Raw genomic sequence first — 12,591 nt, forward strand, 5'->3', positions numbered from 1 at the left:
GGTTGGTAAGAACGAAGGAAATGTTTGAGAATCAGCAGAAGCTGAATGGTAAAAAAGACCCGCTAAACGGGTCTTTATATGTATATTTCGACTCAAACCAGAGTCAAAATAACCTTATTTCAGATGCAATTTAATTTCTGAAGAGGCTTGTTGCAGTGCCGTTCGAACGGTGGGTTCCTGACTAATGGCATTAAGCAGGCCGTAATCGTGGATCATACCGTTATAGCGAGTTACCGTTACCGGCACGCCCGCCGCATCGAGTTTACGTCCAAAGGCTTCGCCTTCATCTCGCAGCACGTCCAACTCGGCGGTCTGAATCAGCGTCGGCGATAACCCTTTCAACTCTGCGTTGGTGGCGCGAAGTGGTGATGCCAGAATGTTATTGCGGTCAGTTTCAGACGTGGTGTAGTTATCCCAGAACCATTTCATCATGTTCTTCGTCAGGAAATGCCCTTCAGCAAATTGCTGATAGGATGCGTCGCTGAAATCAGCATCGGTTACCGGCCACAGCATCACGTTATAACGGATCGCTGGCGTATGGTTACGCAAAGCCTGCAATGCCACTGAAGCTACCATGTTGCCCCCTACACTGTTCCCAACCAGCGCCACGCGCGTTCCGTCCACACCAATCTCATCACCGTGTTCGGCAACCCATTTTGTTGCCTCATAAGCCTGTGTTACAGCGACCGGGAAATGTGCTTCAGGAGACGGCGTATAGTTGACAAAGACCGCCGCAGCGCCGGATTCATTGACCAGGTCGCGAACCAGACGCTCGTGAGTCTGGTAGTCGCCCAGCACCCAGCCACCGCCATGAAAGAACATAAATACCGGCAGCGTTCCTGAAGCATTTTCCGGTTTTACCACGGTCAGCTTCAGTGGTTTGCCGAGCACAGTGATCACTTTTTCCGAGACGTTAGCAGGAGGCAGTTTCACACCTTTTTGTGCACCAATCAGCACCGCACGAGCTGCGGATGGTGAAAGTTGCTCAATAGGTTTTCCGCCTCCACTGTTGAGTGCCTTCAGGAAGGCACTGACGCCCGCTGTAGGTTCAGGCGTATTGTCTGGCACAGCGGCAAAAGCGGCACCGACTTGAGTGGCCAGAAGCACTGCAATGGCCTTCATTTTCAAATTCATGAATATCCCTGTTTGTTTAAGAGTAAATAATGCCCCATTTACGGTCATCAGTTTTATTTCAATCCTGGCCGTAAATAATGCAGTACTCCATCGTGGCTCTTGTCTGTTAATGATGTGATACCTCATTCATTTTCAATTGAGATGACGCTAATTGTTGATCTGCGGGTTAATCAGCATTTCAATCATCTCAACCCATTTCCGTTCATCGCTGCTGAATTTTTTTCTAATCACTGCAGGCGTATATCCGGTAATGCCTTTAACGGTGCGTGTAAATGAGGCCTGGCAGTTAAATCCATTTTCAACAGCCACTTCAAGAATGCGTTTATTACTGCTTATCAGCAAAAAAGTCGTATTAATGACGCGCCGAATACGGACGTATTCATAAACATTTAGACCGGTTAATTGCAGAAATTTTCGCTGAAAATGCCAGACGGAATAGCCACTCTTCTCGGATATGCGTTCTACCGACAGGTTTTGATCGAGATTTTCTTCAATCCATTGGATCATCTGCTGGATAACCGAAAATACCACTCCATCTCGCAGACCTGGGTGGGCAGAGGGACCACCGCTAATAAGAATATCTTTTCCGTCAGGCCGCAGCGCAGGTATCAATACATTCAGCGTGATTTTATTATTAATCAGGCTGACATTGACCACGGGTTTTGGTGCGAGAAAACGTTGAAGATAGACCATAGATTTCACTGTTGATGGAACAGCTTCAGTCTGTGACATAATTTTACCTGCCTGATAATGACGCACACAGCACAACCGCAAACCCAACTCTGCGAATGAATTCAGCCTAATGTGCGTATAAAAATGCGGGGCATTAACCACCCCGCGTTGCAATTACCGATTAGTGGCTAGCAAAGTCCCTGAATGCTACGAGCTGGCGCGACAGAAACTGGCGGGTTGATTCATCGGTCAGGATGCCGTCTGTCACCTTCTCACTCACCTCCCCAATGATGGCTTCAGGTTTGTTCAGCAGACGCGCATCAAAGTAACCGAGGATCTGACGCAGATGGATTTGCGCGCGAACGCCGCCCAGCTTGCCCGGCGATGCGGACTGAATCAGTACCGGCTTCCCAGCGATGGGCTGCGGTGAAACGCGTGAGAGCCAGTCCAGGGCATTCTTCAGTACGCCCGGAATGGAGTGATTGTATTCCGGTGTGATAATGATGAGGCCATCAGCCTTGAGAATGCTGTCGGCCATTGCCAGTACTTCAGCTGGAAAACCCTCGGCTTCAGTGTCCGTGCTGTAATGTGGGAAAAGTCCCGGCGATCCCAGATGTTCAAAGATAACGCCTTCAGGCGCCAGCTCAGGCAGCGCGTTGGCAATAGCCGCATTAAATGAGCCCACACGCAGGCTGCAGGTAAGCGTGACGAATTTTAGAGTCTGGTTCATGGTGATCCTCAGATATGTACGTTAAACAGCTGCGCAATCAGAACTGATACACAAGGCCAACGGCCATGATGTCATCCGTTGAGACGCCAGCCGCTTGCGAAAAGTCGCTTTTATCAATCAGGTTGAGCTTGTAATCCACGTACGCCAGCATGTTCCGGTTGAACAGGTACGATCCGCCGAAATCGACGAATTTCACCAGATCCTGATTACCATAGGTCTTGCCGTTACCTGCCTGTCCCAGGTCTTTAGCACGGGCCTGGTTATAGGCAATAAAGGGCACCCATCGTGAGTCAAACGTGTACTGTGCAAACACTTCAAAAATATCGGACTGGTTGGCGTAGCCGTACACACCGGCTCCGGAACTGCTGCCGAACCGGGATGCGTTGTACGCCTGGGTATACATCACCCCCAGATAGACGTTGTTCGCGTCATATTTAAGCGAGGCTGAATACGCTTCCGCACGGTCACCACGGCCCATGATGCCGCTGCTGTTGTTTTGTTCGTTGGTACGATCGGAGCGGGTAAAGGCGCCAACCGCTTTAAAACCATCGCCAAAGGCATAGGCCACCGACATGCCGTAGCCATCGCCGTTCTGACGGAGGACATCGCGGGCACCCGGTTCCCCTCCTCCATCGTTTTTACCCTGATACTGCAGCGCGAAATCCAGACCATTCACCAGGCCGAAGAAGTCGGTATTACGGTAGGTTGCCAGGCTGTTGCCACGGCGGAACATAAACTGATCGGTGTTATAGGTCTGCGCATCGAATTCAGGCTGCATATCTGTCTGGCTCAGCGCGTCATACAGCACGCCCACGTTGCGGCCATAATCAAACGAACCGTAATCGCCGACTTTGATCCCGGCGAAGCCCAGACGGGTAAACATCGAGTTGCTGTCACTTTCCGGCTGGTTGGCATTGAACTGACTCTGCCACTGTCCGTAGCCGGTCAGGAGATCGGAAATCTGCGTCTGCCCTTTGAAACCGATACGCATATAAGACTGATCGCCGTCCTGGCTGTTATCTTTACTGAAGTAATGCAGCCCTGATACCAGGCCATAAAGATCCAGCTTGTTCCCGTCTTTATTATAAATTTCGGCAGCAGATACTGGCCCGGTTAAAAAAACACAAGACGCCACCAGCGCCAAATAGTTCGCTTTCATTTATTCCTCATCAGGATAGTTTAAACATCAACCGGAAAACCGGAAAAAAACACCCCAGCGGCATTTAAAATTTTTATTAATTATTCATATAATACAGTTAATACTTTTACCTTCATTTTGAAAGAAGCAGAAGCTGTCAAAAAAGAGAGGCTTTACTGTTAATAATAAAAATGAATCGCTGGAATTGATCCCAATACTTATCAAGATCTCTTCGGCGGAAGTGGTTTTATAGCCAGATAGCCATTTTTTAATTCAGATGATTTACTCTTTCAAAGAAAATCCAGGCATATTCATTTCGAATATCTTTTGTCAGCGCACTGAACATCCCTTCCCGCCCTGAACAGGTTTTACGAAAAATTGTCGGCGCGACTTTAAAGTAGCCTTTAAAGGTTCTGCTAAAGTTTTGCTGACTGGAAAAACCATTTTCGATAGCAATGTCGATGATTTCCTTTTCAGTAAAAGCCACTGAAAAAGCCGCTCTGACAATGCGTCTGATACGGATATAGGTCGCCAGATTAATCCCGGTCTGCTTACGGAACACCCGCTGAAAGTGCCAGTGCCCATAACCACTGCGTTCAGTTACGTTTCTGACCCTTATCGATTCGTCAGACAGGTTTGCTTCAATCCATGGAAGAATATCCTGGATAACGGCTCCCATTATCTTACTGCGTGCCGTTTCAATCTTCTGATCAGGGTTAACGGTTGCCATCTCTTTTCCCATTAAAGCCAGTTCATCAAGATACGCGCGCGCATCAGTTAAGTGGGCGTGCCTGAATGTCATTTATGGGAAGATTATCCTCTAAACGTTCCAAAAGTATAAGTTATACAAAGGGATAGCTATACCAACAGATAGTTATACAAAGAGATAATTGCTAAAGTGCTGATCATGATAACCATCACGTCAGAAGCGATTTTTCTTTATAAAAAACCACTAAATCTTCATATCCATGAGTTTTGTGCTGATCGCTGGCATACACGATCATCTGTTGAATTAATAAAAATATTCGCAACTCCCCTCAAATTTCACCGAACTCCCTCTTTCGAATCCAAGCCTGTTACCAGCCCAATAAAAGACATTCAGTTTTTTTGATTTAATTCACCATAAAGCAAGTATTTTCTTAGTCATGCTACCCGCATAACATGCATCACATCGAGGTAACACGCCTCAAAACAAAAATCTCAACTCAGGAAATGACCATGAAAGCCATCAAAAATATCGTTGCTGTTGCCGCTCTAACCCTGTTTTCGTTCTCAGGATTCTCTCAGAGTGTGACGGCCAGCGGCACCACACTGGATGCGGCAGAGGCACAGATTGCTTTGAAAGCTAAACAGGTGGGAGCTTCATACAAAATCACCAGCGCGCGTTTTACTAACGGTGCCTACATGTCAGCAGAGCTGGTGAAATGATTTTGCAGGCCGCAGACACCTTAATGTCTGCGGCTACTAAGAGAGGAGATAGCCGTGAATACACTGAAAACCTGCATTGTGCTGATTGTCATTGGCCTGTTTATGCTGGTCATGAAAAAAAGCGAAACACCTGTACTCTAAGCCCACCAGTTGAGTGAAATTACAGATGCTTTGTTATTTCAGACAGAGCTTCACATTACCGTTCCAGAGGCAAGGTGAACCAGAATCGGCTGCCCCCTTCCGGGCGGTTTTCAGCGTGCAGTTCGCCACCATGACGCTTAATGATCTCATGACTGATGGTCAATCCCATGCCCATACCTTCCGCTTTCGTGGTGTAAAACGAGTCGAAGATTTTATCAATCACCTGATCTGACAAACCCGTGCCGTTGTCAGTCACGTCTAAACGGATGATATTTTCGTGTGGATGCGATGATGCAATTCTCAGGTTTCTGACGCCTGGATTTTCGCACATTGCATCAATGGCATTGATAACCAGATTAAGTAATACCTGTTGAATCTGGACGTTTTCACAGAAAATCTCGTCGTTAACCGCCGCTAAATTCAGTTCAAGAGACACATATTGCCGCTCCAGTTCCAGGCGGGACAATACGATAATATCCCGTACAATTTGGTGCAATTTAGCCGGAGCGAACTCAGTAATCTGGTTACGTGTTAGTGACTGTAGGCCGCGTATAATATTCCCCGCACGCTGTCCCTCACGGATGATCTCATCCAGACTTTTACAGGCGTTCTCCAGATGTGCGGTGCCCCGCTTCAGCCAGCGCTGGCTTGCGCCCGCATTGGCCACAATAGACATTAGCGGCTGGTTAATTTCATGCGCGATTGAAGCGGTAAGCTGCCCTACGGTAGTCGCACGAGCAACGCGGGCAAGATCGGCCTGCGCGATCCTGACGGCATCTTCAGTTTGTCGCAGTGAGGTGATATCGGTGAGAGTGCCAAAATATTCAGCCACTTCTGGCCAGTTTTCATTCGGTTCCCCAATTCCTTTGATATATCTGCACTCTCCGTCATCACGCACGATACGAAATTCGGCCTGCATAACTTCGCCTTTACGAGCCCAGGACTCAATTTGCGCACTCAGGCAAGGAAGATCGTCCGGATGCACCCGGCTCTGAAACTCGACCATTGAAGTCGTCATTTGATGATCGGGCAGCCCCATGATGCGCTTATATTCATCAGAGATGTACTGAATATCGGGTCCGATTTGCCAGTGCCACGTACCGGTGTTGCTGATTTTTTCACCGAGCATCAAAGATGTCTGACTGGCGCGAAGCTGTTTTTCAATTTTTCGACGCTGGATGTTTTCCTCTAGCAATTCAGCATACAGACGTGCCGTTTCCAGCGACACGGCAGCCTGGGCTCCCAGCATCGAAACGATCCTGGAATGATCGGCCGTAAACACATCCGGCATCAGTCTGTTTTCCAGGTAGAGCACGCCAACCATTTGTGCCTGCCGGAACATCGGCACGCACATCACCGCTGCGCCCGACGCGACCAGATAGTTATCCTGGCTGAACGGGCTGAACACTTCTGGTTTACCGGTCCGTATTTCCTGGCCGGTGCGGATAACCGCAGACAGAACGGAGAGTGGAAGATCGGTGGCGGCCGGCAGTTCCTGGACAATTTTGACCTTTACGCCCTCTGCCGTGGTTGACGCCCTCGCCTGAATTTCTGGAATGTTGCCGTCAATCAGCCTTATCAGCATGCAGTGTTGCGCGCCGGCCCTTTCCACCAGCATCATCATCAGGATGTGAATAAGTCGATCGAGATTGATTTCTTCCGTCAGCGCGCGCATGACGGTCACCATGCTCTGCAAATCGCCAATCACGGCACTTTGTTCAAACGATACAGTACTCAGCGCCGTCTGAGATGCGTGGCTCGCCAGCGCCGGATAATGGGTCTCCAGCTGATGAACTTTTGCTCCTGCCCCCCAGCGGTCCCACGCGGCAATAGCCCCTTTAATGTAGCTATCTCCAGCAAATGGCATATTTCTGGCATATACCATCCGTGCAGCGAGTTCACAGGCCAGTGCATTAATGTGCGGAAACTGGCCGTCGCGTGACAACGTCATGGTATTTTCAAACAACTCGAAAGCCTTTGCCGTATCGCCTTCCAGACGACAGAGTTCAGCACGCAGCAAGGCTTCTTTGTCTGCAAACGTTTTGCTGTTTTCATTCGACCAGGTAACGATGCGCTCAAGGTGAGGTTGGAGCTGCAGCCTTAATTCCTCTGTCATGGTTCCCGACTTTAACGGCACCGTCAGCGAAAGTGCGCTATACAGATGGTAATCAAGCATATGCACATGGCCGGGGATAAACGCGGTGAACTGTTCGGCATCCTTAAACCAGTGATAGGCAGCTGCATATTCACAGGCGAAGAAATGCGCCATGGCTTTATACAGTCGTGACCAGAACTGCATAAGATATATCGGCTCAACCGCCTGTTCAGGTTTCACCACGTCTAGCACGGGCGTCAGAAAATTATCGCCACTGAACGTGCCGCTGCGCGGCTTTCTCAGGAACAAAACATAGTCCAGCTGCATGCCGAGGATCACTTCCACGTCCCGGTACTGCGCCTTTCTGACATACAACATGCCGCGCGTGATGGTCGTGTGCACCCCATCAAGATGATCGCCTCGGGTAAGACAGTTCATGACCAGATGGCGTAATGCCAGGCAGGCGGAGGTTCGGTCGCCGGTTTCAACGCCAACGTCGAACGTCGCTTTCGCCCGCTCAATCGCATAGCTCAGGGGCATCGTCCAGACACTGACCTGATCGAGCGGCAACAGCGTGCGTGCCTTAAAGCTGACAAAATCATGTTTGTAGACCAGCTCGCGTGCCAGCAAGGCGCTGGCAAAGCCACGGCTGTATTCATCGTATTGATCGCCGCATACCACACCATACCAGGAGAGCGCCAGCGTGGAGGCGCCGGTCAGGCCACGCGCCATCGACAAGTGCAGTAGTCGGCACAGGATCATAAAGTGCAAGCGGGGATTGATAAACGCTGCAAAGGTGCTGGCGCTCGCCAGCAGGTTCATAACGGCTTCGGTATTTTTACACTGAACCAGCTCGAGTGAACGAAAACGGGGGTAAGGATTCTTGCCCACGTCGTCTTTAAGTACCATCCGCGCCGCATCACACTCTTCCTGGGTGGGATGACGGTTCAGCTGGATACCAAAAACCGCCAGCCAGGCGAGTGCCGTTTCCAGCGCAAGCTTGCTGTCAGACTGGCGCATATGGATCTCGGCGATCAGGCAGGCCGCCTCGGCTTTATCTGCGACCTCACCGGGAGATGACTGGATGCGGGCACTCAGTTCCAGCGCCGCAGGCAGATTACCGTTGAGAAATTCGCACTCCGCCTCTTCCAGCAGATACTCACTGGCTTGCGTGCTGACCGCCTCCTCATTAAGTAAGCGGATGGCCTGGAGATAACGCAGTGCCGATATGTAGTCACTGCTGGTTTTAGCGCGCCGACTGGCCCGGAGCAACAGCTGGCAAAAGCCGTCTGTATCGTGCGACAGCAGGGTCAGATTTTTCACCGACAGCAGGTGATGGGCCGCGCTGAAAAGCAAGGTGCTGGAGACGTTACGCGCAGACTCTCGCATGTAATACAGGGTTGCATCGTAATGAAAAGCGTCTTTGTCCTGGTTCTCAAACAGCGCTATCGCTGCCTCATGCATGCTGTGGTGCATGAAAGCGTATATCGTTTCATTGAGCGAGATGAACCGGGCAGTCACGGCGGGCAGCAGTGACAAACTGATAGCCTGAACGGGCACAGAGGTTATTTCACTTAACACACTCAGGTTACCGCTACTGCCCAGAGAGGCAATCTGCCCCATTAACTGTCGGGTCGCAAACGGCAGCGAGGAGAGGTTCTGAAGAACAGTGGCTGCGACGTTTGCCGTGTAGTGGCTTTTTCTGAGAGCCTGAATATCATACGCCCATCTGAACGGCGCATGGTGCGAAATAAGACCGTCACTGACTGCCTGTCGGAAGAACTCATGGGTGGCGAGAGGATTGCCCGCTGTTTTCTCATGAATAAGCTGAGCAAGTTCAGCTGTCGCCGCACTGCGAGTGTGAAAGCGCCCCGCCAGCCAACCCGCAATGCTCTTTTCAGTCAGCGGCTCGGGCGAGATATCCGTAATGCGCATCGCGCTGGCACGAACACGTTTCAGATTGCCGGTAATCGTGCGACAGGGCAATGTCACACTGTCGAGGTGCGTGATGACCAGCAGCAGGGGGATGTCTTCACCTAAGCTGAGCAGGTTTTGCAGCAGATGCAGCGTGGCCTGATCCGCCCAGTGAGCATCATCAAGCAGAATAACCAGTGGGCGCCCCGGCGCGGTGAACGCCTTGACCAGGCTGCAGGCCACCAGATTAAAACGGTCTTTGGCATCACGGGTATGAGAGTGCGTCTGCACCGACGCCTTCTGATTAAGCAGAATACCCAGTTCAGGGACCAGGCTGATAGCAAGCCCGGCGTAGTCCCCTAGAGTCCGCGCGATGTGCGTTTTCCAGCGCATCATTTCCTGTACCGGAAGTCCCAGCACGTGCAGCGCCAGCGACCTGAATGCGCCGCTAAACATAGCGTAAGGTAAAACAGGGGAGTGTTGGTCCGCTTTAACAATGGTGATCAGTGCTTTTTTATTGCGCAGCATTTTGAGCGACGAGGCTAACAGCGATGATTTCCCCGATCCAAGGACGCCACTGATGGCAACAAGGTTGTGTTTGCCGCTGCGGCTGACTTCATCAAATGCGGCCAGAATATCAGTTGCCTGCGAATGGTCAGTAAACAGCGTGTCGCTGGTGTAATTCTCCGGTTGCGCATCCTGCATTCCCAGGGAGAATGACTCAATAATGCCGTCCGGCATCAGGGTGGCGGCACAGCGACGAAGATCGGCCAGTACGCCGTCCGCCGTCTGGTAGCGATGTTCAGGCGATTTATTCAGCAACCTCAGGATGATCGCAGACAGCACCACCGAGACGTCCTTACGCAGCAGATGAGGCGGAGGTGCTTCGGAAGCAATGTGATAATGCACCCATTCAGCATGCCCTCCCTCAACCGTCCCATAGGGCAGTTTTCCAGTCAGCAGCTCGTAAAGCACAATGCCAAGACTGTACAAATCGCTGATGCGGCTAACGGAATGTGCAGAGCGGGAGGTGTGTTCAGGGGACATATAGGCCAGCGTGCCCCCCGCTATCGGCAGGCGTGGCTGCTGAAGCTGGCCATCATGAACGGCTGACAGGCCGAAGCCGCCAAGGCGAACGGCACCGTCATCACTGAAAAAAAAGTTCGCGGGCTTAATATCCCCATGCACCAGCCCCTGCTGATGCGCCATGCTCAGCGTGGTGCAAAGTCTGGCAGCGTAGTTCAGAAATTCCAGAATGCCGCCCGGTGGCATGCAGAGCACATCTGCCAGCGTCCGGTAATTGAATGCCCGGTAAATCAGAGCATAACGCCCCTGATAATGCGTCTGTTTTTGGGGCTTAAGTGACCAGGTCTCGGAGAGTCTGCCGCGCAGAGTAAATTCGTTCTTAAGTAACTGCGTAACCTGAGATATCGACTCTTCATGACTCGCGGTAACCAGTACAAATGTCTCGCCGCTGGAAGCATGGCGGCCCAGGAACCAGTCAATGTTTCCCTCCTGCGCCAGTGGAATGAAGGTCATATCTTCAGACAAGACGAATTCATCATTATTTGATGAGTTAAATGTCTGTGGCACGGTACTCATTGACGGGCGGCCCTTGAAGAGAAAGCCTGTCTGATATGTTCAAACAAGGTATCGATGTCGATTGGCTTGGGCAGAAAAGCAATGGCGCCCAGATTAATGGCATACCACAACATGTTTTCATCTCCGTTTCCGGAAATAATAATACCCGGCGGGTTTTTAATCCGCCGGGTCAGGTTGATGTAAAGCTCAAATCCACTCATGCCCTTCAGCTGAACATCAATGATAAAAAGTGCGGCATTTGCCATCGCGGCTTCATCACTAAGAAGAGATTCTGCCGATTCGAAGGCTTCGGTCTGATAGCCTTCAGACTGGAGCAGGTTGGTTAAACCACTGCGGACAGAACGTTCATCATCAACGACGACAATGCGCTGCGACAGCTGCATGCTGATATCCTTAAATAAAGCTCAGGCCTGTTTGAGGCACATCCTTAGGAGTTTTTGTCACCTGAGGGTGGTTGATTATCGCCAATCTTATGGTGATATTCGTGACGAAACCAGTGCAGGTTTAAGGGCTGGCGACTGATCAGTCTCTTGATCAGCGGAATAAGATGTTCACCGATTTGCATGCCGAGCAGGCCAACCAGCGCAATGATCGGTGGCGCAGGTGAGTCAACGTCGAGCACCGCGTAAATCAGACCGGCGAGTATACCGACAGCCAGCGAAACAGAATAGGTTCTCAGCATGTTCAGCCCGCCTGTTTAGCAATAGGTTGTGGTGAGGCGGGTTGCTGTACGGCAACCGACTGAGTCTGGCCATGGGACGAAATCCTGGCTGACACCTCATTGTAAAGCAGCTTACCACCCAACGTGCTGCCAATGACCATACCCAGCAACCCAACCAGCGCCACGGCCGGCGGCGCGGGCGACCGGACCTTAAGCAGCGAGTAGATCAGACCGATCAGCGCGCCCGCGCCCAGAGAAATCAATAAAGGACTCATGGGTCCTCCTTATAAAAATAACCGCCCGGCCCTGAGAGCCGGACGGCTAAAACAGATTAACGAATTTTCGCAGGAACTGGCGCCAGGGTGCGGTGTTCACTCTTCTGGCGTGATGGGGCTTTGTGAACCATGGTGTAAGCGTAATCAACACCGATGCCGTAAGCACCTGAGTGCTCTTTCGCAATATCCATCACGGCGGTGTAGGTATCTTTGTGTGCCCAGTCACGCTGCCACTCCAGCATCACCTGCTGCCAGGTTACCGGGATCACGCCAGCCTGGATCATGCGCTGCATGGCATAGTCGTGTGCTTCTTTGGTGGTGCCGCCAGACGCATCAGCCACCATGTAAATTTCATAGTCGCCTTCCAGCATCGCGCACAGTGCAAAGGTGTTGTTACACACTTCAGTCCACAGGCCAGAAACCACGACTTTCTTCTTACCATTAGCCGCCAGTGCATCACGGACTTTCTGGTCATCCCAGGAGTTCATTGAGGTACGCTCAAGGATGTCCTGGCCTGGGAACACATCCAGCAGCTCCGGGAAAGTGTTACCGGAGAAGCTTTCGGTCTCAACGGTGGTCAGTACAGTCGGGATGTTGAAGACTTTGGCCGCTTTCGCCAGTGCAACGACGTTGTTTTTCAGTACCTGACGGTCAATTGACTGAACGCCAAAAGCCATCTGAGGTTGCTGGTCGATAAAGATTATCTGGCAGTTTTGCGGCGTCAGTACTTCAAGTTTACGATTGGTCATGTCATAGCCCATTGAGGTTAGTGTTGCTAAGTTCCGTAGAACGTTTAAACGG

The 12,591-nt window shown here is 51.0% G+C and carries 11 protein-coding genes; 1 reads left to right on the plus strand and 10 read right to left on the minus strand.

Annotation, left to right across the window (positions count from 1 at the left end; translation table 11 throughout):
* Positions 1 to 114 precede the first annotated feature (114 nt).
* From HA51_RS13130 to HA51_RS13150, 5 genes are all read right to left on the minus strand, one after another.
* On the minus strand, positions 115 to 1,134 hold the full coding sequence (locus HA51_RS13130; protein WP_084934931.1) for an alpha/beta hydrolase: 1,020 nt from the start codon (positions 1,132 to 1,134) through the stop codon (positions 115 to 117).
* Positions 1,135 to 1,281: 147 nt separating this feature from the next.
* Entirely contained in the window at positions 1,282 to 1,866 is a 585-nt protein-coding gene (locus HA51_RS13135; protein ID WP_084934932.1) for a helix-turn-helix domain-containing protein, read from the minus strand.
* A gap of 121 nt (positions 1,867 to 1,987) precedes the next feature.
* The gene (locus HA51_RS13140) at positions 1,988 to 2,536 is read right to left on the minus strand and encodes an NADPH-dependent FMN reductase (protein WP_139810681.1); all 549 of its coding nucleotides are present in this window, start codon (positions 2,534 to 2,536) and stop codon (positions 1,988 to 1,990) included.
* Positions 2,537 to 2,573: 37 nt separating this feature from the next.
* Positions 2,574 to 3,695: a porin OmpC gene (gene ompC, locus HA51_RS13145; RefSeq protein WP_084934934.1), complete on the minus strand. Its 1,122-nt coding sequence runs from the start codon at positions 3,693 to 3,695 to the stop codon at positions 2,574 to 2,576.
* Between the two features lie 247 nt (positions 3,696 to 3,942).
* Positions 3,943 to 4,476 carry a helix-turn-helix domain-containing protein gene (locus HA51_RS13150; RefSeq protein WP_084934935.1) on the minus strand — a complete coding sequence of 178 codons (534 nt, stop codon included), beginning with the start codon at positions 4,474 to 4,476 and terminating at the stop codon, positions 3,943 to 3,945.
* 416 nt (positions 4,477 to 4,892) lie between these two features.
* On the opposite strand from HA51_RS13150, the gene HA51_RS13155 reads away from it, so the two are divergent.
* Positions 4,893 to 5,102 carry a YdgH/BhsA/McbA family protein gene (locus HA51_RS13155; protein WP_084934936.1) on the plus strand — a complete coding sequence of 70 codons (210 nt, stop codon included), beginning with the start codon at positions 4,893 to 4,895 and terminating at the stop codon, positions 5,100 to 5,102.
* Between the two features lie 196 nt (positions 5,103 to 5,298).
* Here the strand turns inward: HA51_RS13155 and HA51_RS13160 are convergent, their stop codons facing one another.
* From HA51_RS13160 to HA51_RS13180, 5 genes are read right to left on the minus strand one after another with little or no spacing between them, the layout of a single operon-like run.
* Positions 5,299 to 10,803, minus strand: coding sequence for an ATP-binding protein (locus HA51_RS13160; protein WP_245840210.1), 5,505 nt, complete (start codon positions 10,801 to 10,803; stop codon positions 5,299 to 5,301).
* A 47-nt stretch (positions 10,804 to 10,850) separates the two neighbouring features.
* Positions 10,851 to 11,237 (minus strand): response regulator, encoded by a 387-nt coding sequence (locus HA51_RS13165; protein ID WP_084934938.1) that lies wholly within the window; start codon positions 11,235 to 11,237, stop codon positions 10,851 to 10,853.
* A 44-nt stretch (positions 11,238 to 11,281) separates the two neighbouring features.
* The gene (locus tag HA51_RS13170; RefSeq protein WP_084934939.1) at positions 11,282 to 11,536 is read right to left on the minus strand and encodes a DUF1427 family protein; all 255 of its coding nucleotides are present in this window, start codon (positions 11,534 to 11,536) and stop codon (positions 11,282 to 11,284) included.
* Between the two features lie 2 nt (positions 11,537 to 11,538).
* Positions 11,539 to 11,790: a DUF1427 family protein gene (locus HA51_RS13175; RefSeq protein WP_084934940.1), complete on the minus strand. Its 252-nt coding sequence runs from the start codon at positions 11,788 to 11,790 to the stop codon at positions 11,539 to 11,541.
* A gap of 56 nt (positions 11,791 to 11,846) precedes the next feature.
* A complete protein-coding gene (locus HA51_RS13180) occupies positions 11,847 to 12,539 on the minus strand; it encodes a hydrolase (RefSeq protein ID WP_084935014.1) in 693 nt (230 codons plus the stop codon).
* Between the last annotated feature and the right edge of the window lie 52 nt (positions 12,540 to 12,591).

The sequence above is a fragment of the Pantoea rwandensis genome (genome assembly GCF_002095475.1).
GTDB lineage: Bacteria > Pseudomonadota > Gammaproteobacteria > Enterobacterales > Enterobacteriaceae > Pantoea > Pantoea rwandensis.

Excerpts from the sequence above, each read along its gene's own strand:
- HA51_RS13130 (WP_084934931.1), bottom strand. The coding sequence starts at position 1,134 with ATGAATTTGAAAATGAAGGCCATTGCAGTGCTTCTGGCCACTCAAGTC.
- HA51_RS13135 (WP_084934932.1), bottom strand. The coding sequence starts at position 1,866 with ATGTCACAGACTGAAGCTGTTCCATCAACAGTGAAATCTATGGTCTAT.
- HA51_RS13140 (WP_139810681.1), bottom strand. The coding sequence starts at position 2,536 with ATGAACCAGACTCTAAAATTCGTCACGCTTACCTGCAGCCTGCGTGTG.
- ompC (WP_084934934.1), bottom strand. The coding sequence starts at position 3,695 with ATGAAAGCGAACTATTTGGCGCTGGTGGCGTCTTGTGTTTTTTTAACC.
- HA51_RS13150 (WP_084934935.1), bottom strand. The coding sequence starts at position 4,476 with ATGACATTCAGGCACGCCCACTTAACTGATGCGCGCGCGTATCTTGAT.
- HA51_RS13155 (WP_084934936.1), top strand. The coding sequence starts at position 4,893 with ATGAAAGCCATCAAAAATATCGTTGCTGTTGCCGCTCTAACCCTGTTT.
- HA51_RS13165 (WP_084934938.1), bottom strand. The coding sequence starts at position 11,237 with ATGCAGCTGTCGCAGCGCATTGTCGTCGTTGATGATGAACGTTCTGTC.
- HA51_RS13170 (WP_084934939.1), bottom strand. The coding sequence starts at position 11,536 with ATGCTGAGAACCTATTCTGTTTCGCTGGCTGTCGGTATACTCGCCGGT.
- HA51_RS13175 (WP_084934940.1), bottom strand. The coding sequence starts at position 11,790 with ATGAGTCCTTTATTGATTTCTCTGGGCGCGGGCGCGCTGATCGGTCTG.
- HA51_RS13180 (WP_084935014.1), bottom strand. The coding sequence starts at position 12,539 with ATGACCAATCGTAAACTTGAAGTACTGACGCCGCAAAACTGCCAGATA.